We start from the raw sequence: 25496 nt of genomic DNA on the forward strand, positions 1-25496 counted from the left end.
AATGAGCGCGCTCCCTCTCAGCCGGTATCTCCCTGATTTTTCAACCCATCGCATAGCCGATGAGGCGGTGGAGATCATTGCCGCTCCGGTGCAGCCGCAGCCATTGAAGCAGGAACCGGTCCAGCCTGCGCGTTCAGCCGCGCAGCCAAAGGAAACCAGGGCTCCCCATTTCGCCGACAAGCTGAATACCGCCGAACAGGCGGAAGTGGCCGCAATTATTGCCGTCGAGGAAGAAAAGCGCACCGCCTTCGAGACCGGTCATGCGGAAGGCCATGCGCTTGGCCGCGAGGAAGGCCATAAAGAAGCCGAGGCGCTTTACGAAGCCGAGAAAGCCCGGCTTCTGCGTGAACACGAAACGGAGATCGAAAGTCTCCGCGCTGCCTTTTCGCGGGAGCAGGCGTTGTTGCTGGCGCGCAGCCTGACGGAAGCGCTGACTGCACTGGAACAGAGTTTTTCTGGCCAGATCGCGGAGGTTCTGGCGCCGCTCCTTGTCGGGAAGCTTGAGCGCGACGCGATTGCGGAATTTGCCCATCGCATTGCAGCCCTGGCGCTGGAAGGCGAAGCGCCGGAAATCGCAGGCCCGGCAAGGCTGCTGGCTCCGCTGCGCGATCATGCGGCGCTGCTGCCATCCGGCTGTCGGTTTGCCGAAAACGCGTCGGATGAATTGTCCTTTTCCTTTGGCGAACGGGTGCTGGAAACGCGCATCGCGCCGCTTCTTGAAGAATTGAAGGCTGCGGTCCAATGAGCATCGATCCCGAAACCAAGCGCGAAATCATCATTGTTCGCCGGGGCGGGCATGACGACCATGACAGCCACCATGGCGGCGTTTGGAAGATCGCCTATGCCGATTTCATGACCGCCATGATGGCGTTCTTCCTCGTCATGTGGCTGATCAATGCCGCCAATGAGGAAACCAAGGCGGCTGTCGCCAGCTATTTCAACCCCGTCAAGCTGATGGACCGGCACTCCAGCCCGAAGGGCGTGCAGGATGTCGACGAGAAAGATGGCAAGGTTCGCTATGAAAGCGACCAGAAGGTCGAAAACAGCACCAAGGTTATCAACGACACCACGACCGTCCCGCCGAGCGAACAGGAGGAGCGCCAGCTTTTCCGCGAGCCCTATGCGGTCTTGTCGGAACTGGCGCACGAAACCGGCGTGTTGCAGAATCAGTCTGCCAAGGGCGATGGCGGCACATCGCAATCGGGCCCGGCGACAGGTGCGGATGGCGGCGATGCCTATCGCGATCCTTTCAGCCCAGATTACTGGTCGAGCAAGGCTGCCGACGAACTGACCCCGCCAAATGCCGCCCCCTCCACGCCGCCCATGCCGGAAAAGGCGGAGACAAAGCCGGAAGAAGCTGCCAAGCCTGTCGAAGCGCCTGCAAAAGATCAGGACCAGCTCATTGCGGAACTGAAAAAGGCTGCGGAAGGCGAAAAGTCGACGGCGGCCAAGCAGGGCAGCAAGGCTGAACCCATGCCGGATGTGACGGTGGTGCCGGTCGATGGCGGGGTGATGATCCAGCTCACCGACAAAATCGATTATGGCATGTTCACCATCGGCTCTGCCAAGCCCGATGCGCGCGTGGTCCAGATGCTGGAACGCATAGCGAAGGTGATTTCCCGCCAGCCGGGCGAGGTCATCATCAGCGGCCATACCGATTCGCGTCCGTTTAAAAGCGCGAGTTACGACAACTGGCGTCTGTCTTCCGCGCGTGCGCAGATGGCCTATTACATGCTGGTGCGCGGCGGGCTGGACGAAAAACGCGTGCTGCGCGTCGAAGGCTATGCCGACCGCCAGCCGAAAATCGCCAACGATCCGAATGCGGCTGAAAACCGCCGCATCGATATTTTCCTCAAGTCCGCCCCATGAAGCGGCTTGTTCAGCGCTCCCTGATGTTTGCCTTGACCGTGAGCCTGCCACTGGCGGGAACGCCGATGCCTGTCTTCGCGCAGGCGCAGCAGAACGGCAGCACGGGCGCACCCTTGCCGGTGCTTGAACCATACAAGCTTGTGCGTTCATTGCGCATGTTGCAGGATCAGGTGGTGGCCGGAAAGCCGGAAGCCGTAGTCATGCTAAACAAGCTTCTGGCTTTCATCAGCGCCGATATGGCGCGCGCGCCAAAGGAAGCCTGGGATAATCCCGACAATATCTATGCGGCGATTATCTACCTCTTCAATGGCGGCAATCCCGAGGCGGTGCGCAAGGTTCTGGCCGATTTCAACTCGGATGTCGTGCCGCAGGAGCTGGTCAAGGGCGCTTTGGCCTATGCCTCCGGGCAGATGATCGAAGTGGTAAAACTTTTCTCGGTTCCGCTGTCGCCGGATGTGCCTTCGGAGCTGAAGGCTTCCATCGTGCTGGTGACCGCCAGCCAGATGACGGCGTTCGACCCGGCGACCGCACTGCTGCGGCTCGATCAGGTGCGGCTCGAAGCGCCGGGCACGCTGTTTGAGGAAGCGGCGATCCGCCGCTCGATGCCGATTGCCGCCAGGCTTGGCGATGCCGAAAAGATCAGGATGCTGGCGCGCAACTATCTGCAGCGCTTTCCCCGCTCGCCCTATATGCGTGATTTCATGGGACAATTCGTCAGCGCCGCGCTCAAGCTCAATGACCGCATCGGCAATGCCGAACTCGTAAAGCTAATCGCCGCCGCCGATCCAGTGATGCAATATTCGCTCTATCTCCAGATTGCGCGCGGCGCTCTGGTGGACGGCCAGACCGAGCGCGCGCGCTTCATGTCTGCGGAGGCGCGCAAGCTCGCCGACCGGCTCAAAGCCGATCCGACTCGCGCCAATCTCTATGCGGCGGCAAGCGGTGTCGCTTCCGATTCGGCGGGGAGCGCCTTGCGTGAACTGTCGCAGATTTCGCCCGACCGCTTGCAGGAACCGGACCGCAAGCTGTTGAAGGCCGCCGAGACGGTGGGATCGGTCGTGACCCGTGCGCCGGAAGCCCTGCCGCCAGCCAAAGCAGCGCCAGAACCCGCTGCGGAGGACCGCAAGGTGCCAGCGATGGCAGTGGCGGATGCACCGGTTGCAGCACCTGAGGCAACGCCTGTTGCGGCAGCAGGCTCGTCGCCCGTTACTACTGGCTGGAAACCGACACCGGCGCAGCCTGAAGACGATTTGCAGAAGACCATGGACGATGCCCGGCGCAAGCTTGCCGAGATCGACGCTTTGCTAGGGGAGACCATTCAATGAGCGTGGATATTTTGCTCAGTCAGGCCGGACGGATGGCTTCGCCCACCCGCAGCCTGGCGCCCCAGCAAGCCAACGGACAAGGCAAGGCGGCGGTGGATGGGCAGGAAAATTCCGACCCGTCGCAGCTGTTCGGCGCGCTTCTGGAAAAGCCGCACGGCAAGCCGGTCGCCAAGGGCGACGATGCCGACACTGCACAGGCCGATGAGCAGGACGAGCAGAAAGCCGATGCGTCCATGCAAGGTCCAAATTGGGCTGTGACACAGAATGTGCTTTCTTTGGCCGCAAATCTGCCCAATTTGAACGGCGAAAGCCATAATTTCGCCACAGGAAATCCCGCGAAAACGACCGGAAAAGCCGGATCTGTGCAAGCAGACGGCAAGGATGCGGACGCTATCGATGGCAAGGACGCGCTGCTTGGGAAAGACGTCGCGAACGATGTGAAACGCAAGGGCGAGACCGCACAGAATCTTGCGGCTGCAGTCAACGCAAAGCCGTCTTCCAAATCCGGTCAGGGCTTGTCCGGAGATGCAACCGGCACGCAACAGGATGCAGTGGCGGAAAAGCCAAAAGCGGATCTTTCCGATCTATTGAACGCTGAAAAGCCAGCGGGTAATCAGCCGGCTAATTCCAGCGTTGCGGATCGCGGTGCTTTCCAGCCGCAGCAGGCCGCTGGCAAGTCTGTCGGCTCGACGGGAGGTAAGGCAACTGATGCCACACCGCAGGCTGTGCGGGTGGCGGATGTGCAGGTGGTTTCCGAACGCAGCTTCGGCTCGGTGAAGACACTGCAAATTCGCCTCGACCCGGCCGAGCTGGGGCAGGTGACAGCGCGTATCCGCGTCGTGCCAGATGGCGTGGAAGTGCACCTCGTCGCGGAGAAGGTGCAGGCTGCCGAAGCGCTTTCCGCCGACCGCTCGATCATCGAAAAAGCCTTGAAAACTGCCGGTATCGCGGACGATGCCCGCATTTCCGTAACGGTTACAGACCGCAATGCGGCAAGCGCGGTACAGCACACTGCTGCAAGCCAGAACGCTGGCCAGCAGCAGGCAGGTGCGCAACAGCAATCATCCGGCCAACAGCAGGCCTTCAACATGCAAGGCGGCTTCGATGGCCGCAATGGCGCGCAATCTCAGGCACAGTTTGCAAGCGGCGAGGGCAGGCAGAATGGTGATTCCAGCCAAACGGGACACGACCGGTCGGGCAAGCAGACAGGGTCCGAAAACGCGGCGCGCGACGCTGTTGCAGGCACTGCTGGCCGCAGTCGCGGTCTGGTTGTGTAATACCAGCATCGCGGCAGCCGAAAATATCTGCGAGCGCGAAATGCATCGCGCTTCCGCGCGCTATGACGTGCCGCTCGGAATTCTCTATGCGGTCGGGCTGACGGAAACCGGACGCAAGAATTCGCTGCAACCCTATGCGATGAATATCGAAGGCCGGGCGGAATTTCTGCCGTCGCAAGGGGCGGCCCTGAAGCGCTTTAGCGAGGTGCGCGCCGGGGGAGCCAAGCTCATCGATCTCGGTTGCATGCAGATCAACTACTACTATCACGGGCAGGAATTTCCATCGGTCGCGGCCATGCTGATACCGAGTCTCAATGTCGATTACGCTGCCCGATTTCTGAAGCAGCTTCATAGCCGGGAAGGCAACTGGACCATGGCCGTTGCACGCTATCATGCAGGCCCGAACAACAACCCTGCGCAGAAGCGATATGTCTGCCGGGTGATGGCAAATATGGTCGCGACTGGCTTCGGAAACTGGACCAGCGACGCGAAAATTTTCTGCGGTGTCTGAGAATCGTCCTTCCTGAATCATTAAATTTTTAACGGTTGTAAATCGGCGTTCGGTACACGCCGTTTACAACCATGCAATCAGTGATTGTCATCACGATTGGGGACTAATTTAGGTTAGCGATAATTAACCCCTTGTAATGAATCGTAAAAGATCGTGAGCCATTAACCTCTCGTTAAGGTTCCGGTCGCTATTCTACCCCGGTGCAATGCAATCTGTACGATTCCTCTAAAATTAGATAATGCTAAAATGCCTCCCAATTTATTGCGGGCAATTTCTTGCCATTGTCGCCGAGTCGTTCCGCCAGTTACCTCTGTCTTGCTTGGGCTAACATATTGATTCGGAAGGCGGGCCGATGATTGTCGTCGTGGATGACAGAGATATTGTCACTGAAGGCTATACCTCCTGGTTTGGCCGGGAAGGTATCACCACGACGGGCTTCACACCGGCAGATTTCGACGAATGGGTAGAGACCGTTCCGCGGCAGGATATTATGGCCGTCGAAGCGTTCCTCATCGGGGAATGCGCAGCCCAGCATCGTCTTCCCGCCCGTATTCGTGAACGCTGCAAGGCCCCCGTCATCGCGCTCAATGATCGTCCCTCGCTCGAGCATACGCTTGAGCTTTTTCAATCCGGGGTTGACGATGTTGTGCGTAAGCCCATTCATGTTCGCGAGATCCTGGCGCGCATCAATGCGATCCGCCGCCGCGCGGCTGGCGCGCAGAGCGTTGCAGAAGCTGGCACCGAACTTGGCCCCATCCGTGTTTTTTCCGATGGGCGCGATCCGCAGATCAACGGCGTCGATTTTCCGCTGCCGCGCCGCGAGCGCCGCATTCTGGAATATCTGATTGCCAATCGCGGACGCCGCATCAACAAGGCGCAGATTTTTGGTGCGATCTATGGCATCTTCGACAGTGAAGTCGAAGAAAACGTCGTGGAGAGCCACATCAGCAAGCTGCGCAAGAAGTTGCGCGAGCAGCTTGGTTTCGATCCCATCGATTCCAAGCGTTTCCTGGGCTACTGCATCAGCATAGAGTAGTGTCGCTATTCAATTTTGAATGGCTGCTTGCGTTCCAAGTTCAAAGTTTCGGGCAGTTTCAAAACGGATCTCCGTCTTTCAGAAGCTGCGCTGCATCTCCGGTAAAAAACCAAAATCACGCAAAGCTACAGCTTCACGCAAGCATGGCACGTTAGAATCATAACAAGTTCTAAAATTCTCGACTAGAAATGTCAGGAGCTGGCAATGAGTCTCTACGGTATGATGCGGACGGGTGTTTCGGGCATGAATGCTCAGGCAAACCGTCTCTCGGCTGTCGCGGACAATATCGCGAATGCGAGCACGATCGGCTACAAGCGCGCCGAAACGCAGTTCTCATCGCTGGTTCTGCCAAGCAGTGGCGGCCAGTACAATTCCGGCAGCGTGCTGACCTCGGTGCGTTACGGTATTTCGGATCAGGGCGGCATCCGCTCCACATCATCGACAACCGATCTCGCCATTGATGGCAACGGCTATTTCCTCGTGCAGGGTGCGGATGGCGCAACCTATCTGACGCGCGCGGGCTCGTTCGTACCGGACAAGGATGGCAATCTGGTCAATACGGCTGGCTATTATCTGCTCGGTTCGGCTGACGGCAATGTCGCGCCGGATTTGAACGGCCTTTCGATCGTCAATGTCAACGCGCCCGATCTGACGGCTATCGGCAGCACGGCGGGCACGTTTACGGTCAACCTGCCGACGACCGATACGCCGCCAGCCACCGCAGGCGACTATAACCACAAGACGTCGCTGATCTCTTACAACAATGCCGGCGAGGCGGTGAAGCTCGACGTCTATTTCACCAAGAATGCAGATGATACCTGGTCGGTCTCGGTCAAGAACGCTGCCGACAATGTTGAAATCGGCACCGGCACACTGACCTTCGATCCGGCAACGGGCGCAGTGGTTTCCGGCGGCAATATCTCTGTCGATTTGACCGGCTATAACGGCGGGACGCTCGATCTCAATCTCGGCGCATCGACGGCGCGCACAGGCAACTACACGATCTCGCAGGCTACCATCAACGGTCAGGCGCCATCGTCGCTGCAAAGCGTCGATGTGGGCGCGGACGGTTCTGTCGTCGCGATTTACGAAAACGGCTCGCAGCAGGTGCTCTATCGTCTGCCGCTGGCGACCGTGCCAAGCCCCGACCGCATGACGGTGGTGAGCGGCAACGTCTTTTCGCCAAGCGCCGCATCCGGCGCGGTCAGGGTCGGCTATCCGCAGAGCGACGGCATGGGCAAGATCATGTCCGGTTCGCTTGAAGAATCGAACGCCGATATCGCGCAGGAGCTGACGGATATGATCGAAGCCCAGCGCAGCTATACGGCCAATTCCAAAGTCTTCCAGACCGGCTCCGAACTGATGGATGTTCTGGTCAATCTGAAGAGATAGTTTGAGCGTTTGCGGGAAGGGCGACCATCCCGCAAACGTTGTATTTCAAGTTACGGGTCGCGGTTCGCGATTTGGATGAGGGGAAAAGGATGTCACTCAGTTCTGCTCTTTCGACGGCCAAGAGTTCGCTTGCGGCGACGTCCAAGCAGACATCGGTCGTTTCGCGCAACATTGCCGGCGTGAACGATCCCGACTATTCGCGGCGCACCGCTTCTCTCGTTTCAGGGCCTTATGGCTCTCTTTATGTGAATGTCACCCGCTCGGCGGATGAGGCGCTGTTCAATCGCTACATCCAGTCCAACAGCACGGCGGCCTCCTCTTCGGCTCTCGCAAGCGGTCTTGACCGCCTTTCGTCGATTTATTCCGCAGATAATTATTCGGGCTCGCCATCGGCTCTGATGGGCGATCTGCGCGATGCGCTCCAGACCTATGCGGCATCGCCCTCCAACGCGTCGCTCGGTGACAGCGTCGTGTCGACGGCGCAGGCGCTCGCCAATGCGCTGAATGACGGCACCAAACAGGTGCAGACGCTGCGCGAGGATGCCGATAGCGAAATTGCCGTGTCGGTCGCCAATATCAACGATCTTCTGTCGAAATTTGAACAGGTCAACAAGGATGTCGTCAGCGGCACGCGCGCGGGGCGCGACGTGTCCGATGCGCTGGATCAGCGCGATGCGCTCCTCAAGCAGATTTCGGGTGAGCTCGGCATCACCACCATGACGCGCGGCGACAATGATATGGTCATTTTCGCCGATAATGGCGTGACGCTGTTTGAGACCACGGCGCGCGCCGTCACCTTCGCGCCATCGGGCAGCCTGACACCTGGCACGCCGGGCGGTGTAGTGAGTGTTGATGGCGTGCCGCTCAGCCACGACACATTCGACCAGCCTTATGGCACGGGGCGTCTCAGCGGGCTTCTGCAATTGCGCGATCAGATTGCGCCGCAATATCAGATGCAGCTCGACGAGATTGCGCGCGGCCTCGTCTCCATGTTTTCCGAATCGGACCAGTCCGGCAGCGGCGGCGCCGATCAAACCGGTCTTTTCAGCTGGTCCGGTTCGCCGGCGGTGCCGGGCGCGAGCCTGACATCGGGAATTGCGGGATCGATCAAGGTTTCGTCGGCCTTCGTTTCATCGGAAGGCGGCAATCCGGGCTATCTGCGGGACGGCGGCGCCAATGGCGCCAACTATGTCTATAATTCGGAAAACGCTGCCGGTTTCACCGGCCGTCTGCTGGCGCTCAATGAAGCGTTTTCGACGCCATTCAGCTTCGACGCGGCAGCTGGGCTGAAGACCGGTACGGGCCTGATCGACTATGGTTCGTCGTCGGTGAGCTGGCTTGAGGGCAAGCGCAAGACGGCCAACAATGAATATACCTATAACCAGACGGTAGCGACCCAGGCCGATCAGGCCATGTCCAACGCCAACGGTGTCAATATCGATACCGAAATGGCGCTGCTTCTCGATCTGGAACATTCCTATCAGGCATCGAGCCGCGTGCTGACGACGGTTAATTCGATGCTCGACGATTTGCTCAACGCGGTGTGAGTCTCATGAAAGCGCAATCAGTTTCCAACTATGGTGCAGCTTCCGCCCTCCGGGCGCTTGTCAGCAAGAGCAAGGCCGATCTGGTCAAGGCCCAGCAGGAAGCGACGACGGGAACCGTCTTCGATGTCGGGCTGGCGCTTGGCACGAAATCCGGCCAGAGCGTTTCCCTGCGCAAGGAATATGACCGGCTGACCGTGTTGCTGGACATGAACAATCTCGTGCAGCAGCGGATGACGACAACGCAGACCGCGACAAGCTCGATCATCGAGAATACGCAGAATTTCCTCGCCAACCTCACCGGCGCGACCAGCACCAGCGAAAGCGGCGCGACGATTGCCGCCTCGGCGCGGTCGATCCTGAACAGCGTCACAGGCCTGCTCAATACGAGCTATAATGGCGAATATATCTTCTCCGGCGTCAATACCGATGTGAAGCCCATCGCCGATTATACGGATGGGGGCGCGGCGCAGACGGCTATCCGCGACGCTTTCCAGGCGCATTTCGGTTTTGGTGTAGACGACCCGCAGGTCGCCAACATCACGGCTGACCAGATGTCGGCATTTCTGGAAGGCGATTATGCCGACCAGTTCAACGATGCCAATTGGGACGCCAACTGGTCCGACGCATCGGACACGGTGATCAAGAGCCGCATTTCGCCGACCGAGACTGCCGACACGTCGATCAGCGCCAATGCGGACGGCTTCCGCAAGACGGTGATGTCGCTTGCGATGATGGCCGAGGTTTCGACCATTGGTCTCAACAATTCCGCCTTTCAGGCGCTGACCACCCACGCTATGCAGACGACGACCGAGGCTATCGCCAAGACCACGTCCGAGCAGACGGCGCTCGGCCTTGCGCAGTCGCGCACCTCGCAGGCGGTGACGCGCATCACGGCGCAGCAGAAGATCCTCAACCAGTCGGTGCTCAATCTGGAGGAAGTCGATCCATATGAGGCGGCAACCCGCGTCAACAATCTGAAGACGCAGATCGAAACCTCCTATCAGCTGACGGTTCAGCTCCAGAGCATGAGCCTGCTCAATTATTTGAAGTAAAGCGGGCAGCATCATATCGGCGGTAGCATGAGGCGACCCGCGCAGATGATGCCGATAAGAGCACATCCCGAAAACTGTGAACGGTTTTCGGATAAGATGTGCGTAAGAACAACCATTTAGAGCGCCGATCCGGTTTAATCAGATCAAAAGGCGCTCTAGCGGAGACGACATGTATCAGTTGCGCTACGAAGATGTCATGAATGACGATATGGCGAGCGCCAAGGAACGCGAACGGATGCTTTTCGACCGTTCGATCGACATGCTCGCAGCAGCCAAGGCCAATGGCGCCGGTTCGCGCGAGGCCATCGATGCCGGTTATTTCACAATGCGCCTCTGGACCACGATCATCGACGATCTGGGGTCGGAAGAAAACGCGCTGCCGAAGGAGCTGAAGGCCGCAATAATCTCCGTTGGCATTTTCGTGCTCAAGGAAATCGAGCGCATTCGCCAGGGCGAGAGCAATGATTACGATACGCTGATCGAGATCACGCGGTCGATCCGGGACGGACTTTAAGATGGCGGCCAACGGTAAATCGGCAATCCGCCTGTCGCTTCGGGCTGGCGAGAAGATCTATATCAACGGCGCGGTGCTGAAGGCCGACCGCAAGGTATCGCTGGAACTGCTCAACGATGCGACATTCCTGCTGGAAAACCACGTGCTGCAGCCGGACCAGACAACGACGCCGCTGCGCCAGCTTTATTTCGCCGCGCAGATGATGCTGATAGAGCCGGGCTTGCGCGAGCAGGCGCGCCAGACTTTTGCGCAAATGCTGAAAGGCATGTTCAAGGCGTTTTCCGATCCGGAAATCCTGAACGCGCTGAAGATCGTCGACGAGCTGGTGCATAACGGGCGCGTTTTCGAAGCATTGAAAACCATCCGCGCGCAATATCCGCGCGAGGCGGAGCTGATGCCGGAACAGAGCGTCACGCCGCCAGTTGGGAATGCCGCACGGGCGAGGGAGACAAGCCTATGACCACGACACCACCGGTCACCAACACCACGACCAACACCAATAATTCGTCAAGCTCCAGCGCGGCGGCGAAGGCGGACGTCGATTACAACTCGTTTCTGAAACTGCTCGTCGCCCAGATGAAGAATCAGGACCCGACGCAGCCGATGGACGCGACGCAATATGTGTCGCAGCTTGCGACCTTTTCCGGCGTCGAGCAGTCCGTGCAGATGAATTCCAAGCTGGAAACGCTGATCGCCAACTCGTCGCTGACACAGGCAGAGGGCTGGATCGGCCGCACGCTGACCAGTGCTGACGGCAAAATCACAGGCGTGGTGAAATCGGTCACGATCCAGCAGTCGGGCATGCTCGCCGAACTGGAAGACGGGCAGACCGTCACCATCGGCCAGGGCGTCAAGGTCAGCTAAGGACGATCCCGGTGAACGAAGCTGATGCGCTGGATATCGTCAACTCGGCGGTTTGGACCGTGCTGATGGCCAGCGGCCCGGCGGTTCTCGCCGCCATGCTTGTCGGCATCAGCATCGCGCTGTTTCAGGCATTGACGCAGGTGCAGGAAATGACCCTGACCTTCGTTCCGAAGATCGTCGTCATTTTCGTCGTGCTGGCCGTCACCGCGCCGTTTGTCGGCGCGCAGATCAATTCCTTCACGCTGCTCGTTTATTCGCGCATCGAAAAGGGATTTTGATCATCCTCATAAGTCACAGGACATGACCACCGAAAGCGATTGGAAGCCCAGGCGATGAAACAGCGCATGCGCCCGCTTGTTATCCAGATTGCTTTCGAGGAACATTTTCCTGATGCCACCCACACGGCATTCATCGCGGACCCAGTTCAGCATAGCCGAACCTATTCCCTGATTGCGAACGCTTTGGCCGATCAGTAAATCTTCCAATATGGCGTAGGGACAAGCGCCATCGCGCCTGACGGTGACGAAAGCGATACCCACCAAAGCTGCATCCTGCATGGCGATGGCGAGCCGTGTTTCCGAACGCTCCCGTTGCCCGCTCCCTTTGGTTTGAATGACCAGTCCCATAATTTTCTCATGCAGATCAGGACTCCACTGCCCCACGCCCGATGCGCGTCCCCACTGAATGTCGGTATGGGAAATATAGGTCGGGCTGACATTGGAAGCGAAGAACCCGGCAATATGTTTCGGATCAGGTTTACCGTCATACCAGCCGAAATCGACGTCCTCCGCCCTTAAAAGCATGCTTTTGCCATTCGAAATCATGTTGTTCTCTTGAAAATGAGCAGCATCGATTGGAAAGAACGCAGTCGTCAATACCGAGAAATTGCCCCGGCAATTGCCGTTGCGAAGTCCTCGCGCAAGCTTCGCAAGCTAAGGTCCGCTTCGTAACAGGAGACGGACGTGCAGCAGGCAGCGGCTAAACCCTTCATAAAGAGCGGATTTCTGACCGGGAGCGATATGGGGCTGGCGGCAGGCATCATCATCATTCTGACGGTGCTGTTCCTGCCCGTGCCAGCTGTCGTGCTGGATATCGGTCTGGCCTTTTCCATCGCCTTTTCGGTGCTTATCCTGATGGTGGCGCTGTGGATCCAGCGACCGCTCGATTTCTCAGCCTTTCCGACCGTCCTGCTGATCGCGACCATGATGCGCCTCTCGCTCAATATCGCGACGACGCGCGTGATTCTCACCCATGGCAATGAGGGCTATCTCGCCGCCGGCCATGTGATTCACGGCTTCTCGCAATTCGTGATGGGCGGCGATTTCGTCATCGGTCTGGTCGTCTTCTGTATCCTGATCATCGTCAATTTCCTCGTCATCACCAAGGGCGCGACGCGTATCGCAGAAGTGGGCGCGCGCTTCACCCTCGACGCCATTCCCGGCAAGCAGATGGCCATCGACGCCGATCTTTCGTCGGGCCTGATCGATGAAAAGGAAGCGCAGCGCCGCCGCCGCGAACTGGAAGAAGAAAGCTCCTTCTTCGGTTCCATGGACGGCGCGTCGAAATTCGTGCGCGGCGACGCTATTGCCGGTCTCATCATTACCGCCGTCAATATTTTCGGCGGTATCATCATCGGCGTTACCCGCCATGACATGAACATTTCCCACGCCGCCGACGTCTTCACCAAGCTGTCGGTCGGTGACGGTCTGGTTACGCAGATTCCAGCCCTGATCGTTTCGCTCGCCGCCGGTCTTCTGGTGTCGAAGGGCGGAACCCGCGGCTCCGCCGATCAGGCGATTTTCGGCCAGCTTGGCGCCTATCCAAAGGCGCTTCTGGTCGCGTCGATGCTGCTGTTCGTGCTCGGCATCATGCCGGGTCTTCCGGCATTTCCGTTCTTCATGCTGGGTGGCGCAATGGCTTTTGTCGGTATCGCTGTGCCCCGCCGTCAGGCGCGCCAGCGCGAAGCGGAAGCCACGGAGGCGGACAAGAAGCAGCGCGAGGCCGAGGATCAGGAGCGCAATTCCGTCAAGGCGTCGCTGGAAACCAGCCAGATCGAGCTGTGCCTGGGCAAGCAGCTTTCCGCGCGCCTGATGGCCTCGCAGCAAGAGCTGGCGCATCGCGTCAACAAGATGCGCCGCAAATTCGCTCAAGAGTACGGTTTCGTCATTCCTGAAATCAAGGTGACGGACGACCTTGCTTTGCCGCCGAAAAGCTATCGCATCAAGATGCATGGCACGTCGGTGGCAAGCTACGAATTGCGCGTCGGGGAAATTCTGGTGGTGCTGGGCGAGCGCCCTATACCGTCGATCCCCGGCGAGGAAATGCGCGAGCCGGCCTTCGGCATGCGCGCCTATTCGGTGCCGGAAACTTTTGCCTCCGATCTGCGCCGCGACGGTTACATGACGGTCGATAATCTTTCCGTCCTTCTCACCCATCTTAGCGAAATCGTGCGCAACAATCTGGCGCAGCTCCTGTCCTACAAGGATATGCGTATTCTGCTGGATCGTCTGGGACCGGAATATCGCAAGCTGGTCGAGGATATCACCCCGGCGCATATTTCCTATTCCGGTTTGCAGGCCGTGCTGAAGCTGCTGCTAGCCGAACGGGTATCGATCCGCAACCTGCATCTCATTCTCGAAGCCATTGCGGAAATCGCGCCGCTGGTGCGCCGTCCGGAAATGATTGTCGAGCATGTGCGTATGCGCATGGCGCAGCAAATCTGCGGCGACCTTTCCGACAATGGCGTGCTCAACGTGCTGCGCCTTGGCAACCGCTGGGATCTGGTGTTCCACCAGAGCCTCAAGCGTGATGCCAAGGGTGAAATCGTCGAGTTCGATATCGACCCGCGCCTGCTGGAACAGTTCGGCACGGAAGCATCGACGGTTATTCGCAAGCATTTCGACAATGGCGAGCGATTCGTCCTCGTATCGTCGCCGGAAGCGCGGCCCTATATCCGGATGATCATCGAGCGCCTGTTCGCAACCTTGCCGGTGCTGTCGCATGTTGAAATTGCGCGCGGCGTGGAGGTGAAATCTCTCGGCGCGATTTCATAGGTTGGGTTCTTCGATTCCCCTTCACCCTCGATCCTTCGAGACGGTTCCCTTCGCTGCGCTCAGGGTACCTCCTCAGGATGAGGGGAAGTCTGGCGCCCTCCGCCCCTCATCCTGAGGAGACCCTCCGAGCATAGCGAAGGAGGGGCGTCTCGAAGGATCGAAGGACGAGGGGATCAAAAGGACGGTGATATGATTCATATGCGGAAAGGGGCCTGAGTGCCGATCGCGCAACTGCCGCTCAACGACATCATTCTGGCAGCCGTTCTGGCGTTCTGCCGGGTCGGCGCATGTCTGATGCTGATGCCGGGGATCTCCAGTGCGCGCATTCCGTTGCAGGTCCGGCTCTTCATCGCGCTGGCGTGCTCTTTCGCGGTGCTGCCGCTGGTTTTGCCGCGCATTGTCACGGCGGTTGACGGCGGCGCGCCCTGGACGCTGTTTCGCCTGATGGCGAGCGAGATGTTCGTCGGCGCGGTGATCGGCATTCTGGCGCATATCTATTTCTGGGCGCTGCAATTCATGGCCAACACCATGGCGATGGCCGTTGGCTTTAGCGGCTCGCCAGCCGATGCGATTACCGAATCGGAACCGCAGGCAACGCTTGCCACCATCGTGACCTTCAGCGCGCTGTTGCTGTTTTTCGTCACCGACATGCATCTGGAAATTCTGCGCGCGCTGCTCAATTCCTATACGGCCATCCCGGTCGACGGGCGATTCCGGCCCGATGCGGCGATGATCGATTTTACCGATGCGCTGTCATCGGCCTTCATGGCGACACTGCGGATCGCAGCGCCATTCATCGTCTTTGCGATTCTGGTCAATTTCGCGGTCGGTCTGGTCAATAAACTGACGCCATCGATCCCGATCTACTTCGTGTCGATGCCTTTCGTGCTGGGGGGCGGGCTGCTGGTGATCTATTTCATCCTGCCGGAACTCCTGCGCTTCTTCACGAACGAAGCTGCCACGCAAATGCGCGCTTTGTATTGAGGTGGCCATGGCTCCGACCAACACACGCAATCTGAAAAAGCTGATCGATTTGCAGAAACTGGGCAGCGCCCGGCTCGAATCAGCCCTTGCCGTTTCCAATGCGCGCAAGCTTGCGCTGGAAGAGGAGCGTCAGGCGCTCATCGCCATGCAGGACCGGCGCTATGACGGCGCTGTCTTCGATATCGATCCGTCGCTGCTCATCAGGCGACTTGGCGCGAATGCGGTCGAATCGCTGACGCTCGAATCACAGCTCGAATCCGAGCGCAACGCGCTTTTGAAGGAACAACGGCGGGTTGAATTGCTGGAAGATCGGCTGAAAGAGGCCAGAAACGAGCTGGACCGGCACGAACTGGCGAGCCTGATCGAAGAATTTGTTAGCCGGAAAACCACGAAAACCCCGTCCGGGCCACGCTGAAATCGCCCACAAGTTTCAGTCAAGTTTGACCCATTATGGTGCACCCATAGGATGAAGAAGGAAATTTTGCATGGCGATCAATCCGCCGTCAGATCTGGTGATGGATGTGGCCCGCGCGGCCGATCCGCAGGCCTATCGCATGGCGGCGGAACGGTTGAAGTCGGTCTCCGGCACCATGCAGGCGACGGCGACTTCCGTGACAGGACTGACGCGGGATAATTTCGCAAGCTTTTCCGACAGTCTTTCGGCGGGCGTGACCATGCGGCCCGACGCGCAGAATACGATCAATCCGGCCTATCGCAAATTCGAGGCCTTCATGCTGCAATCCTTTGTCCAGTCGATGTTCACCACAGACACGAGAGCCACTTTCGGCAAGGGGATAGCAGGGGACTACTGGAAGTCGATGATGGCGGAAGCCATGGCGAACAAGATGGCGGATGCCGGCGGTGTCGGCATTGCCAGACTGCTTGAGGAGCAGGCGGCGCGCAAAGGGCGGGCAGCCGCGCCGACCACCGCAGCATTAGGAGATGTGATCAACAATCTGGGAGAAACTATGAGCACCAATGCGGTTTCGAAGGACATTGTCCATGGCTTCGAACGCACGCTCATCCAAAAGCAGCTTGAGAAAAACGACGACGCGGAGAGCGCGCGCGGCTGAACGATAAATACCGCAGCGCGCGACGTGACGTCCCCCGAAATTGAGGAACCCTTGAAATGACCGAGACAAGCTCTGAAACCAGCCTGCCGCCGGAAGAATCGCTGGTTCTCGCCCAGGCGAGCGAACAGGCGCATGATTTGGCGAAGCCGGAACTGGCCATGGAACCGGTGCAAAATCCGACTTTAAAGCCGGTGGTTCGCGCCATCCAGCGTCTTGAGGACGTCATCGAGACCGAAACGCGCCTTCTGATGGAAGGTGGCAATCCCGATCTCGCGGAAATCAATTCGCGCAAAAGCCGCGGTCTCTACGATTTCAACAAGGCGATCAAGAAGGCTTCTGGTCTGGCCGAGCCTGCAACGCTGAAAGGCTTGCAGCCGCTGCTCGACAGCCTCAAGCAGAAGCTTGAGAAGAACTGCGAAGCGTTGCAGCTGCATCTGCGCGCCGTCGGCGAGCTTGCCGATATCATTCGCGGCGCATTGGAAACACAGGAAGCCGACGGCACCTATTCCATGCAGAGTGCGAGGCTCGGTCACGCGCGATGATCCGCATTTTCGTCATTGGCCTGTGGATTTGCGCTGTCGCCTTCGGGTCGCTGTTCATGGCGACCCGACAGAATGCGTCATCGTCCAGTGAGACGCAGGCCGCTGTTGGCGGCTTCGGCGGCGTGGATTACGTCAAGACGGACGTGATGAGCGTGCCGATCATTTCGAACGGCGCCGTTGCCGGCTATGTGGTGACGCAGCTCGTCTATACGGTCGATTCGAATATCCGCAAGAAGCTGAGCGTACCGCTGGAGCTGTTCATCAGCGACGAGATTTTCCGCAAGTTCTATGGCAGCTATTCGGATACGAAAGAGGTCGAGAAAGTGCAGTTTGAGGACGTGCGCGCCTCGATCATCTCAGACCTGAACGGGCGATTCCCCGAGCCGGTGATCAAGGATCTGCTGGTTGAGCAGTTCAACTATATTTCGGCTGAAGAAATCCGCGCCATGAACATGCGCGGCGAGCCGACCTCGACAGCCCCGGCCAACCAGACGCCCGGAAAGCAGGCCAATGCCAATATCGATAATGGGCAGGCCGCTCACAGCGAATAATATTTTCCGCCAAGCTGGGCGAGCCGTTCACCATCCAGCGGTGTGACTGCCGGATCGGTGATCAGTTCGACGCCGATTTCTCGCCCGTTGCGCCAGGCGATGCGGGCGAGAAGCGCGCGCTTGTAATAATCGTCGAACAGCCAGAACCTGTCGGGCAAGGTCGGGGTTTCGATGGTTCTCAGCTTAGCGCCATGAGGGGACAAATCGCTGAACTGGCACTCAACGATAAACTGTCCGTCCAGGTCTATCAGTTTTCCCGAACGTAGCCTTGTCCTTTGTCGTTCTTCCTTGCGCCGCTCTTGCGGCGACTTCATGCGCGCCATATGAAAATCTTACCCACTAATCCCCTGAATAGGTATTTTTAGCAGATTTCGATTTCCGAAGCGTTACTTTTAAAGTCTGTTCGCAGGAATTACGTACTTCCAAAGGGTTAGGTGCAAGAGCCTAATGATCGCCGCAGGCGTGGCACAAGCCCCGAAGTTCGAGCGTCGTCTTGCGCGACTTGAAACCGTTCTGCAGGCTCCATGCACTGACGAGATTTTCGATGGCCGCATCGGAAAATTCCGTCACCTGACCGCACTTCTCGCAGATTGCAAAGGCGACAAGACCTTGCTCATGGCATTGCGGATGCGCGCAGGCGACGAAGGCGTTCAGGCTTTCGAGGCGATGAATGAGCCCGTAATCGAGCAGCTTTTCCAGCGCGCGATAGACCTGAAGCGGTGCGCGAAAGCCGTCATCCCGCAGCTGGTCGAGAATTGTATAGGCGCTGAGCGGCCCGTCCGCCTTGGACAGAACATCGAAAACCAGTGTCTGGTTGCGGGTCAGATCCTGTTGCGGGTGGTGGTGATGGTGATGCGTGCTCATTGTTCAGCAGTCCGTTTCGATGTGGCCTCAGCTCTCTTATGTAAGGGCAGAAGGCTGAAAATGAAAATGGCAAGCGCCGCGACCACGATGGACGGGCCTGATGGTGTGTCGAAATGAATGGAGCCATAGAGCCCGCCAACCACGCCCGCCGCGCCGATGAGCGATGACAGCACCGCCATTTGCTCCGGCGTGGATGCAAAACGGCGCGACGTTGCAGCCGGTATGATCAGCAGCGATGTGATGAGCAGAATGCCGACGATCTTCATCGCAATGGCGATGACGATAGCCAGCAGCAGCATGAAGATGACGCGCGAGACGGCAGGGTTCATGCCTTCGGCGCGCGCGATATCCTCGCTGACGGTCGCAGCCAGCATGGGCCGCCACAACCAGGCCAGCACAGCCAGCACGAATGCGCCGCCCGCGTAGATATAGACGATATCCATCCGCGAAACGGCCAGAAGATCGCCGAACAGGAAGGAAAGAAGATCGACGCGCACCCATGTCATGAAGGCGACGATCACCAGACCGAGCGACAAAGTGGCATGGGACAGGATGCCGAGCAGCGAATCCGCCGACAAGGTGTGGCGGCGCTGCAGGAGAAGCAGGATCGCGGAAATCGCCACCGCCACGGCGAAGACGCCGATCATCAGGTTGATGTCGAAAATCAGAGCCAGCGCGACGCCGAGCAAGGCGGAATGGGCCATGGTGTCGCCAAAATAGGCCATGCGTCGCCAGAGGATGAAGCAGCCGAGAGGCCCGGTCGTCAGCGCCAGCCCGATACCGGCAATCAAGGCGCGGGTGAAGAAATCGTCAAGCACGGTGTACACCTTCCCCATGATGATGTTGGTGATGCTCATGCCCATGCTCATGCTCGTGATGATGGCCGTCATCGGCATGGCAATGATCCGTCACCGAACCGTCGCTGTGCAGCACGCGCCCGTCGGGCAGATGCGTGTGATCATGATGATGTTCATAGACGGCGAGCGGCCCAACGGCGCGACTGCCGAACAGGCGCATATATTCCGGGCTGGCCGTCACGTCGCGCGGGGTGCCGCTGCAACAGACGTGACCGTTGAGGCAGATGACGCGGTCGGTCGCCGCCATGACGAGATGCAGATCGTGCGAGATCAGCAGCACACCGCAGCCGGTTTCGTCGCGCAGCCGCGCAATCAGCTCATAAAGCGCGGCCTCCCCGGAAAAATCCACGCCCTGCACGGGTTCGTCCAGCACCATGATATCCGGCTTTCGCGCCAGTGCCCGCGCCATCAAGGCCCGCTGGAATTCACCGCCGGAAAGATGAGCCGTCTCCGCTTTTTGAAGATGCGCGATGCCGACCACAGCAAGCGCCGCGGCGATGTCCTGCTTGCTCAAGGGGCCGGTCAGCGTCAGCAGACGTTCCACGGAAAGCGGCAGTGTGCGGTCGATATTGATCTTTTGCGGAACATAGCCGATGCGCAGTTTCGGCTTGTGGATCACCTCGCCCTCGTCGGGCTTGAGAATGCGCAGCGCCATCTTGGCCGCGGTGCTTTTGCCCGCGCCATTCGGCCCAATCAGCGTGACGATCTCGCCGCGCTCGACTTTCAGATCGACATTGCGCACAAGCCAGCGCCCGTCGCGATAAACACCGGCGTTTTTCAGTTCAATCAGCGTTTCCCGCGCCTGAACGGCGGGGATGGTATTCTTTCTGGCCATTGCAATCGGGGCTTTCGCTGCCTGCATCTTCATTTCGCTTAATGCGCATTCCAACGGATCATCCGCCGATTCGGAGTTTTTCCCAGCGTCTTTTTCGGGCGACGCGCAACGCCATATCCCGATTGTGAAACCCACCTTTCCATGCTGTCACACAGGACAGTAATTTCAGGAAGAATGCGATATCGCCAAAAGAAGCAGGGATGAATTTCTCCAAAAAAGGGTTGCTAGACCTTATGGCAGACGTTATAGCATAACGCAACAGATGTAATATAATAACATATCATCAGATGTGCAGTTCACTCCGCTCATTCAAGAGAGATAATATGAAACACTTGCGTTCCCTGCTCCTCACTTCTGCATTTCTGGCCGGTCTCGGCAGCACTGCTTTTGCCGCAGACCGAGACGGTGTCGTCGTTTCGATCAAGCCGCTCCACTCGCTTGTTTCCGCTGTCATGCAGGGCGTAGGCGAGCCGAAACTGATCGTGCAGGGCGCTGGCTCCGAGCATGTCTATAGCCTCAAGCCTTCGGATGCCGAGGCCATCGAACATGCCAAGGTGATCTTCTGGGCAGGCCCGTCGATGGAGACCTTCCTCGACAAGCCGATCGATACGCTGGGCGAGGGCGCCAAGGTCGTGGCGCTCGGTGAATCGGAAGGGCTGACGCGGCTGAAATTCCGTGAAGGCGGGCCGTTCGAGGCGCATGACCATGGCCATGAGGGCGAAGGTCATGAGGGTCACGACCATGCGCATGATGACGGCGACAAGAAGGAAGCGGAAGCCGGTCACGATCACGCCGCCGAAGCGGGCGAAGGCGCGCATGAGCATCATGGCCACGGCGAATATGATCTGCACTTCTGGCTCGATCCGCAGAATGGCAAGGTGCTGGTCACCAACATTGCCAAGGTTCTGAGCGAGAGCGATCCGGCCCATGCCGCGCAATACGAGCAGAACGCCAAGGCCTATGCCGAAAAGCTGGATGCGCTGACCAAGGATATCGCGACGGAATTGCAGCCGGTGAAGGACAAGCCGTTTATCGTGTTCCACGATGCCTATCAATATTTTGAAAATCGCTTCGATGTGAAGGCAGCCGGTTCCATCACGGTCAGCCCGGAAAAGGCTCCTGGTGCCGCCCGCATCCAGCAAATCCACGACAAGATCAAGTCGCTCAAGGTGGCCTGCGTGTTCTCCGAACCGCAGTTCGAACCGAAGCTCGTCAATACGGTCATCGATGGAACCGATGCCAAGACCGGCGTTCTGGACCCGCTTGGTGCGGAATTGAATGACGGCCCCGATCTCTATCCGCAACTGATCCGCAATCTGGCGGATTCGCTGAAAGCCTGCCTGTCTTCCTAACAGCTGCGGTTGCCTGGCACTCTGTCGGCAACCGTAACGGCGTCGGGCCATCCCTCGAATGGTCCGACGCAGGACGATCCGTCGAAGGCGGCGCTGCCGCCTGTTTTTTGAACTCAGATTGTAATGATATAACATACAGGAAAAAGAGATGCGTCACTTCGCAAAACTGTGGTCGGTCGGCCTGGCGGCGGCCTCGATGGCGCCGGTTGCCGCCAGCGCTCATGGCATCTGGATCGCCGAGCGCCACGGCACGCAGGCCGTGGTCTACGGTCACGGCGCAACCGACGAGGCTTACGATCCGCAGAAGCTCAAGGCGGTGTCGGGAAAGGATGTCGATGGCAAGAAAGTCGCCGTCGAGATCAGGCGTAAGGATGACCATGCCCTGCTCGATGTGCCGGAAAATGCGGTGGTGATCAGTGGCACCTTTGATAACGGTTTCTGGGCCGAAGGTCCGGATGGCAAATGGGTCAACAAGTCGAAAGCTGAAGTGCCGGGCGCAAAGCAATCCAGCAAGAGCCAGAAATTTGCGGTCGCGATCCTCGATCATTTGCGCAAGAAGCCACAGGCTCAGGGGTTGCCATTTGAAATCGTACCCCTGATGGACCCGACAATCCTGACGGCGGGCAGCGAATTGCCGGTGCAGGTTCTTTTCGACGGCAATCCGGTGGAAGGCGTTTCGGTCACAGCGGATTATGTCAATGACAGCCACGCCGCGCCGGTTAAAACCAATGCCGAGGGCATCGCTACGATCAAAATCCGCAATGCTGGTCTCAATGTCGTCGGCGCCAGCCATTCCAGCCCGACGACGGATTCCAGCGATGCCGACAAGCTCAGCTATTTCACCACGCTGACCTTCAATCTCGATCAGCATCATCACGACTGACCCCAACCCAATCTCTGAATTCAAGGAACGGTGTCATGAGAAAAAGGCTTCCCGTTACAGTTCTTTCCGGCTTCCTCGGTGCCGGAAAGACGACGCTTCTCAATCATGTGCTCAACAACCGCGATAACCGCCGCGTTGCGGTCATCGTCAATGATATGAGCGAGATCAATATTGATGCATCTCTGGTGCGCGAAGGGGGTGCTAATCTCTCGCGCACAGAAGAGCAGCTGGTGGAAATGACCAATGGCTGCATCTGCTGCACGCTGCGCGACGATCTTCTGAAGGAAGTCTCGCAACTGGCCGAGCAGGGGCGCTTCGATTATCTGTTGATCGAATCGACGGGCATTGCGGAGCCGCTGCCGGTGGCTGCGACCTTCGAGTTTCGCGACGAGAACGACAAGAGTCTCACTGATGTTGCGCGGCTCGATACGATGGTGACGGTCGTGGATGCGGCCAATCTGCTCAAGGACTATGCGTCGAGCAATTTTCTGCGCGACCGGGGTGAGTCGCTGGGCGATGACGACGAGCGTACCCTCGTCGATCTTCTGGTCGAGCAGATCGAGTTTGCCGATGTCGTGGTGCTGAACAAGGTTTCGACGGCGTCGCCGGAAGAACGCGATCTGGCCCGCAAGGTCATTCACTCGCTCAATCCCGATGCGCGTATCGAAGAGGTCGATTTCGGTCAGGTTCCGCTCGATGCAATTCTGGATACGCGTCTGTTCGACTTCAACAAGGCGCATGAACATCCGCTCTGGTACAAGGAGCTTTACGGCTTCAACAATCATGTGCCCGAAACCGAGGAATATGGCGTTCGCTCCTTCGTCTACCGTGCGCGACGGCCCTTCGATCCGGCAAAGTTCCAGTCTTTTATAGACAAGAGCTGGCCGGGCGTGGTGCGGGCCAAGGGTTTCTTCTGGCTGGCGACGCAGCCGGACTTCGTCGGCGAGATCAGCCAGGCGGGCGCATTGGTACGCACAGCCAAGCGCGGACGCTGGTGGTCGGCTGTGCCGAAAAACTACTGGCCGACGGAACCGGGCTGGACGAGCGCGATGGCGCCGTATTTCCACAAGGTCTGGGGCGATCGCCGTCAGGAGATCGTCTTTATCGGGGTCGATCCGATGCGCGAGGAAGCGCTGACCGCCGAACTCGATACATGCCTGGTCGACGACGAGACTTTTGCGCCGGAACGCTGGGCGGGACTGACCGATCCGTTCCCGAACTGGTCGGCTGCCGCTTGAGCTGGCGCCTATTCCGACAGCGAGACTAGTGGTCTGATTCCAACATTTGCATCCCTAGGTTCCAAGCGCTAAGCAAATGTTGGAATCTAAAAGACCACTAGCAAGTATATGTATCTAGCGGATTTTTCGAATTTGACGTTTGAAACAGCATATGTGTCAACCGGGATTCAAACGTCAAATTCAATCCACTAGCGCCTTGCTGTCGGCAAGCGTGCGGTGGTCCAGCACATTGGCGATGGCCTCACGCACGTCCAGCATCATGAGGCGCACTTCGCATTCTTCTTCGTCGCAATCGTCACAAGGCTGATAGTCGGTCTTGCTCGCACAGGCGATGGGCGCCAGCGCGCCATCCAGCGCACGAATAATATTGCCGATGGCAATTTCACTGGCAGGGCGCGCCAGACAAAATCCGCCGCCCTTGCCTTTACGGCTGACGACGAAACCGGCATTGCGCAGCTCGGTGAAAATATTGTCGAGGAACTTTCGCGGAATATGATGCTTTTCGGCGATCTCACTGGCTGAGGCCAGTTGCCCCTCGGCTATTCCCGCCAGATGAACCATGGCTTTCAGGCCGTATTTGCCTTTCTTGGTAAGCATGCCACCCCTGCGAGACTTTCAGATAAAAAACGTAGCGACTAAACCGCGTTGCGACAAGTGTTTTTGCCCCGGCGGCTCATCTTATTAGCCGTCTCTCATGGCCAGCGCCAGCGCGCCTTGCAAGGCATCGCCGAGCGGCGGCTTATAAAGTGCGGGGTGCGGCAGAAAGGGTAACGCCGCATAGGCGTTCGCCAGCCCGCCCGTCATGCTGAAGCGGCCAAGCTGTTCAACGCCCAAACGATCCAGTCCGCGACGGAGGGAATCGCAGGCTCGCTTGGTGATTGAAAGGCCGAGAGGATCATCCTGCATGGCCCATTCGAAGACCAAAGGCGCCAAGGCGGCATAGTCAGCGGCAGTCGCCTTACGAGAAAAAGCGGTGATCGTACGCGCGTCATTGTTAAACTGCGCCAATACGGCATCGATCAATCCGCTGCGTCCAGCCATGCCATCGGCTGCGAGCAGCGCTTCTTCCAGCAGTTCGCGCCCCAGTCGAGCCCCGCCCGCATGGTCGCTCAGCATGAAGCCACGCCCGCCGACAATCTCGATGGTCTCGCCGGTTCGCCTGATGAAAGCCGAGCCGGTTCCGACAATGGCCATGACGCCATCGCCATCGCCAAGCGCGCCTTGCAGCGCGGTCACCGCATCCGACACGATCCTGACCTGCCCGAATGGCAGCGCATTATAATGCGCCTCGCGGTTGGCGAGCGAATTGGCCCCGGCCAGCCCAAGCACCGCGCGCGCCTCACTTAATATCGCAACGCCCAGCCCCGCATTCACAACGGCCTGTTCCGCTGCTTCTATTATATGCGCGAGCGCTCCCGGCGTATCGGCGCCGATATTGGCTGGCCCACCGGTGGCGCGGCCCAGAATAGTCCCGGCTCCGTCCGTCAGGATTGCCCGGCATCCGGTTCCGCCGCCGTCGACGGCAATCCGATAGGGTATGTGCTTGATTGTCATACGTTTGTCGCAACTGTTCGAATCGACAGGTTTCATCGGTTGAATTTACGTTAAAAGTCACCATATTGCCTGTGGAAAAGAAAATCGGTTTTTTGTTGATATAGGCGTTGACAGTTTGGATTAGTCCGCCCTATATAGCGCCACAACGAGGGCGGCGACGCTGCTAGCGGCAGGTTGGTTCGTCCTTGAGTTCTGGTGAAAGTGGTTGACGAGAAGTTGGCTGATGAGTAGTTGGGGCGGCTGGAGCTGGATGGAAATCTGGTTTTGGATTTGAGGAAGTTACGGTTGATAAGATTGTGATTTTCTTGAAAAAAACGGGTTGA

The 25496-nt window shown here is 58.4% G+C and carries 29 protein-coding genes; 22 read left to right on the forward strand and 7 right to left on the reverse strand.

The features are described 5' to 3' along the window. Position 1 precedes the first annotated feature (1 nt). From JAU75_RS12275 to fliQ, 13 genes are all read left to right on the forward strand, one after another. A complete protein-coding gene (locus tag JAU75_RS12275) occupies positions 2–745 on the forward strand; it encodes a hypothetical protein (RefSeq protein ID WP_199056788.1) in 744 nt (247 codons plus the stop codon). After that, a complete protein-coding gene (locus JAU75_RS12280) occupies positions 742–1869 on the forward strand; it encodes a flagellar motor protein MotB (protein WP_199056789.1) in 1128 nt (375 codons plus the stop codon). The genes JAU75_RS12275 and JAU75_RS12280 overlap by 4 nt, the downstream gene beginning before the upstream one ends. Next, positions 1866–3194 (forward strand): chemotaxis protein, encoded by a 1329-nt coding sequence (locus JAU75_RS12285; RefSeq protein WP_199056790.1) that lies wholly within the window; start codon positions 1866–1868, stop codon positions 3192–3194. The genes JAU75_RS12280 and JAU75_RS12285 overlap by 4 nt, the downstream gene beginning before the upstream one ends. Continuing rightward, positions 3191–4471 (forward strand): flagellar hook-length control protein FliK, encoded by a 1281-nt coding sequence (locus JAU75_RS12290; protein WP_199056791.1) that lies wholly within the window; start codon positions 3191–3193, stop codon positions 4469–4471. Before JAU75_RS12285 ends, JAU75_RS12290 begins: the two co-directional genes overlap by 4 nt. Before the next feature lie 7 nt (positions 4472–4478). Further along, entirely contained in the window at positions 4479–4982 is a 504-nt protein-coding gene (locus JAU75_RS12295) for a transglycosylase SLT domain-containing protein (RefSeq protein ID WP_371836167.1), read from the forward strand. A 352-nt stretch (positions 4983–5334) separates the two neighbouring features. Beyond that, a complete protein-coding gene (gene ftcR / locus JAU75_RS12300; protein WP_199056793.1) occupies positions 5335–6018 on the forward strand; it encodes a flagellar transcriptional regulator FtcR in 684 nt (227 codons plus the stop codon). Between the two features lie 204 nt (positions 6019–6222). Continuing rightward, the gene (locus JAU75_RS12305; protein ID WP_199056794.1) at positions 6223–7410 is read left to right on the forward strand and encodes a flagellar hook protein FlgE; all 1188 of its coding nucleotides are present in this window, start codon (positions 6223–6225) and stop codon (positions 7408–7410) included. Between the two features lie 89 nt (positions 7411–7499). Continuing rightward, positions 7500–8957: a flagellar hook-associated protein FlgK gene (gene flgK, locus JAU75_RS12310; protein WP_199056795.1), complete on the forward strand. Its 1458-nt coding sequence runs from the start codon at positions 7500–7502 to the stop codon at positions 8955–8957. A gap of 5 nt (positions 8958–8962) precedes the next feature. After that, on the forward strand, positions 8963–10009 hold the full coding sequence (locus tag JAU75_RS12315; protein WP_199056796.1) for a flagellar hook-associated family protein: 1047 nt from the start codon (positions 8963–8965) through the stop codon (positions 10007–10009). 169 nt (positions 10010–10178) lie between these two features. Further along, complete coding sequence (gene flaF / locus JAU75_RS12320) at positions 10179–10523, forward strand: flagellar biosynthesis regulator FlaF (protein WP_199056797.1); 345 nt, start codon at positions 10179–10181, stop codon at positions 10521–10523. Position 10524: 1 nt separating this feature from the next. Beyond that, positions 10525–10983, forward strand: coding sequence for a flagellar biosynthesis repressor FlbT (flbT, locus tag JAU75_RS12325; RefSeq protein WP_199056798.1), 459 nt, complete (start codon positions 10525–10527; stop codon positions 10981–10983). Beyond that, positions 10980–11387 (forward strand): flagellar hook assembly protein FlgD, encoded by a 408-nt coding sequence (gene flgD, locus JAU75_RS12330; protein WP_199056799.1) that lies wholly within the window; start codon positions 10980–10982, stop codon positions 11385–11387. Before flbT ends, flgD begins: the two co-directional genes overlap by 4 nt. 11 nt (positions 11388–11398) lie before the next feature. Further along, positions 11399–11665 carry a flagellar biosynthesis protein FliQ gene (gene fliQ, locus JAU75_RS12335; RefSeq protein WP_182523058.1) on the forward strand — a complete coding sequence of 89 codons (267 nt, stop codon included), beginning with the start codon at positions 11399–11401 and terminating at the stop codon, positions 11663–11665. A 6-nt stretch (positions 11666–11671) separates the two neighbouring features. On the opposite strand, the gene JAU75_RS12340 is transcribed toward fliQ, so the two are convergent. Further along, positions 11672–12211 carry a GNAT family N-acetyltransferase gene (locus tag JAU75_RS12340; RefSeq protein WP_199056800.1) on the reverse strand — a complete coding sequence of 180 codons (540 nt, stop codon included), beginning with the start codon at positions 12209–12211 and terminating at the stop codon, positions 11672–11674. 138 nt (positions 12212–12349) lie between these two features. On the opposite strand from JAU75_RS12340, the gene flhA reads away from it, so the two are divergent. From flhA to JAU75_RS12370, 6 genes are all read left to right on the forward strand, one after another. Further along, positions 12350–14440 carry a flagellar biosynthesis protein FlhA gene (gene flhA / locus JAU75_RS12345; RefSeq protein ID WP_199056801.1) on the forward strand — a complete coding sequence of 697 codons (2091 nt, stop codon included), beginning with the start codon at positions 12350–12352 and terminating at the stop codon, positions 14438–14440. Between the two features lie 216 nt (positions 14441–14656). After that, complete coding sequence (gene fliR, locus JAU75_RS12350; RefSeq protein WP_199056802.1) at positions 14657–15424, forward strand: flagellar biosynthetic protein FliR; 768 nt, start codon at positions 14657–14659, stop codon at positions 15422–15424. A gap of 7 nt (positions 15425–15431) precedes the next feature. After that, on the forward strand, positions 15432–15839 hold the full coding sequence (locus tag JAU75_RS12355) for a hypothetical protein (RefSeq protein WP_199056803.1): 408 nt from the start codon (positions 15432–15434) through the stop codon (positions 15837–15839). A gap of 70 nt (positions 15840–15909) precedes the next feature. Continuing rightward, a complete protein-coding gene (locus JAU75_RS12360; RefSeq protein WP_199056804.1) occupies positions 15910–16497 on the forward strand; it encodes a rod-binding protein in 588 nt (195 codons plus the stop codon). Positions 16498–16655: 158 nt separating this feature from the next. After that, positions 16656–17039, forward strand: a complete 384-nt coding sequence (locus JAU75_RS12365; RefSeq protein ID WP_371836168.1) for a flagellar protein FlgN — start codon at positions 16656–16658, stop codon at positions 17037–17039. Then, positions 17036–17590, forward strand: coding sequence for a hypothetical protein (locus tag JAU75_RS12370; RefSeq protein ID WP_199056806.1), 555 nt, complete (start codon positions 17036–17038; stop codon positions 17588–17590). The genes JAU75_RS12365 and JAU75_RS12370 overlap by 4 nt, the downstream gene beginning before the upstream one ends. On the opposite strand, the gene JAU75_RS12375 is transcribed toward JAU75_RS12370, so the two are convergent. The 4 genes from JAU75_RS12375 to JAU75_RS12390 all read right to left on the reverse strand — a co-directional run bounded on the left by JAU75_RS12375 (position 17578) and on the right by JAU75_RS12390 (position 20146). Then, on the reverse strand, positions 17578–17913 hold the full coding sequence (locus JAU75_RS12375; RefSeq protein WP_199056807.1) for a PilZ domain-containing protein: 336 nt from the start codon (positions 17911–17913) through the stop codon (positions 17578–17580). The two genes, JAU75_RS12370 and JAU75_RS12375, sit on opposite strands and share 13 nt — an antisense overlap. 121 nt (positions 17914–18034) lie before the next feature. Continuing rightward, entirely contained in the window at positions 18035–18454 is a 420-nt protein-coding gene (locus JAU75_RS12380; RefSeq protein ID WP_199056808.1) for a Fur family transcriptional regulator, read from the reverse strand. Continuing rightward, a complete protein-coding gene (gene znuB, locus JAU75_RS12385; protein ID WP_199056809.1) occupies positions 18451–19311 on the reverse strand; it encodes a zinc ABC transporter permease subunit ZnuB in 861 nt (286 codons plus the stop codon). Before znuB ends, JAU75_RS12380 begins: the two co-directional genes overlap by 4 nt. Continuing rightward, positions 19265–20146 carry a metal ABC transporter ATP-binding protein gene (locus JAU75_RS12390; RefSeq protein WP_199056810.1) on the reverse strand — a complete coding sequence of 294 codons (882 nt, stop codon included), beginning with the start codon at positions 20144–20146 and terminating at the stop codon, positions 19265–19267. The genes znuB and JAU75_RS12390 overlap by 47 nt, the downstream gene beginning before the upstream one ends. A gap of 323 nt (positions 20147–20469) precedes the next feature. Here JAU75_RS12390 and znuA point away from each other — a divergent pair, with 323 nt between their 5' ends. The 3 genes from znuA (at position 20470) to zigA (ending at position 23619) form a co-directional block, all read left to right on the forward strand. Beyond that, the gene (gene znuA, locus JAU75_RS12395; RefSeq protein ID WP_199056811.1) at positions 20470–21498 is read left to right on the forward strand and encodes a zinc ABC transporter substrate-binding protein ZnuA; all 1029 of its coding nucleotides are present in this window, start codon (positions 20470–20472) and stop codon (positions 21496–21498) included. A gap of 148 nt (positions 21499–21646) precedes the next feature. Beyond that, complete coding sequence (locus JAU75_RS12400; protein WP_199056812.1) at positions 21647–22381, forward strand: DUF4198 domain-containing protein; 735 nt, start codon at positions 21647–21649, stop codon at positions 22379–22381. Positions 22382–22416: 35 nt separating this feature from the next. Next, complete coding sequence (zigA, locus tag JAU75_RS12405) at positions 22417–23619, forward strand: zinc metallochaperone GTPase ZigA (RefSeq protein WP_199056813.1); 1203 nt, start codon at positions 22417–22419, stop codon at positions 23617–23619. A 180-nt stretch (positions 23620–23799) separates the two neighbouring features. Here the strand turns inward: zigA and JAU75_RS12410 are convergent, their stop codons facing one another. Together JAU75_RS12410 and JAU75_RS12415 are read right to left on the reverse strand one after the other, a co-directional pair. Then, positions 23800–24216 carry an Rrf2 family transcriptional regulator gene (locus JAU75_RS12410; RefSeq protein ID WP_199056814.1) on the reverse strand — a complete coding sequence of 139 codons (417 nt, stop codon included), beginning with the start codon at positions 24214–24216 and terminating at the stop codon, positions 23800–23802. An 84-nt stretch (positions 24217–24300) separates the two neighbouring features. Further along, positions 24301–25173: a BadF/BadG/BcrA/BcrD ATPase family protein gene (locus JAU75_RS12415; RefSeq protein WP_199056815.1), complete on the reverse strand. Its 873-nt coding sequence runs from the start codon at positions 25171–25173 to the stop codon at positions 24301–24303. Positions 25174–25496: the final 323 nt, after the last annotated feature.

It is taken from the genome of Ochrobactrum sp. Q0168 (assembly GCF_016427605.1).
Classification (GTDB): Bacteria; Pseudomonadota; Alphaproteobacteria; order Rhizobiales; family Rhizobiaceae; genus Brucella.

Coding starts and splice junctions, on each gene's coding strand:
- JAU75_RS12360 (WP_199056804.1), top strand. CDS start 15,910: ATGGCGATCAATCCGCCGTCAGATCTGGTGATGGATGTGGCCCGCGCG.
- flgD (WP_199056799.1), top strand. CDS start 10,980: ATGACCACGACACCACCGGTCACCAACACCACGACCAACACCAATAAT.
- JAU75_RS12305 (WP_199056794.1), top strand. CDS start 6,223: ATGAGTCTCTACGGTATGATGCGGACGGGTGTTTCGGGCATGAATGCT.
- JAU75_RS12415 (WP_199056815.1), bottom strand. CDS start 25,173: ATGACAATCAAGCACATACCCTATCGGATTGCCGTCGACGGCGGCGGA.
- JAU75_RS12390 (WP_199056810.1), bottom strand. CDS start 20,146: ATGGCCAGAAAGAATACCATCCCCGCCGTTCAGGCGCGGGAAACGCTG.
- JAU75_RS12290 (WP_199056791.1), top strand. CDS start 3,191: ATGAGCGTGGATATTTTGCTCAGTCAGGCCGGACGGATGGCTTCGCCC.
- JAU75_RS12355 (WP_199056803.1), top strand. CDS start 15,432: ATGGCTCCGACCAACACACGCAATCTGAAAAAGCTGATCGATTTGCAG.
- JAU75_RS12280 (WP_199056789.1), top strand. CDS start 742: ATGAGCATCGATCCCGAAACCAAGCGCGAAATCATCATTGTTCGCCGG.
- flaF (WP_199056797.1), top strand. CDS start 10,179: ATGTATCAGTTGCGCTACGAAGATGTCATGAATGACGATATGGCGAGC.
- znuB (WP_199056809.1), bottom strand. CDS start 19,311: ATGAGCATCACCAACATCATCATGGGGAAGGTGTACACCGTGCTTGAC.
- JAU75_RS12365 (WP_371836168.1), top strand. CDS start 16,656: ATGGAACCGGTGCAAAATCCGACTTTAAAGCCGGTGGTTCGCGCCATC.
- flgK (WP_199056795.1), top strand. CDS start 7,500: ATGTCACTCAGTTCTGCTCTTTCGACGGCCAAGAGTTCGCTTGCGGCG.
- JAU75_RS12380 (WP_199056808.1), bottom strand. CDS start 18,454: ATGAGCACGCATCACCATCACCACCACCCGCAACAGGATCTGACCCGC.
- znuA (WP_199056811.1), top strand. CDS start 20,470: ATGAAACACTTGCGTTCCCTGCTCCTCACTTCTGCATTTCTGGCCGGT.
- flbT (WP_199056798.1), top strand. CDS start 10,525: ATGGCGGCCAACGGTAAATCGGCAATCCGCCTGTCGCTTCGGGCTGGC.
- JAU75_RS12375 (WP_199056807.1), bottom strand. CDS start 17,913: ATGGCGCGCATGAAGTCGCCGCAAGAGCGGCGCAAGGAAGAACGACAA.
- zigA (WP_199056813.1), top strand. CDS start 22,417: ATGAGAAAAAGGCTTCCCGTTACAGTTCTTTCCGGCTTCCTCGGTGCC.
- JAU75_RS12275 (WP_199056788.1), top strand. CDS start 2: ATGAGCGCGCTCCCTCTCAGCCGGTATCTCCCTGATTTTTCAACCCAT.
- JAU75_RS12315 (WP_199056796.1), top strand. CDS start 8,963: ATGAAAGCGCAATCAGTTTCCAACTATGGTGCAGCTTCCGCCCTCCGG.
- JAU75_RS12400 (WP_199056812.1), top strand. CDS start 21,647: ATGCGTCACTTCGCAAAACTGTGGTCGGTCGGCCTGGCGGCGGCCTCG.
- JAU75_RS12370 (WP_199056806.1), top strand. CDS start 17,036: ATGATCCGCATTTTCGTCATTGGCCTGTGGATTTGCGCTGTCGCCTTC.
- JAU75_RS12285 (WP_199056790.1), top strand. CDS start 1,866: ATGAAGCGGCTTGTTCAGCGCTCCCTGATGTTTGCCTTGACCGTGAGC.
- JAU75_RS12340 (WP_199056800.1), bottom strand. CDS start 12,211: ATGATTTCGAATGGCAAAAGCATGCTTTTAAGGGCGGAGGACGTCGAT.
- ftcR (WP_199056793.1), top strand. CDS start 5,335: ATGATTGTCGTCGTGGATGACAGAGATATTGTCACTGAAGGCTATACC.
- JAU75_RS12410 (WP_199056814.1), bottom strand. CDS start 24,216: ATGCTTACCAAGAAAGGCAAATACGGCCTGAAAGCCATGGTTCATCTG.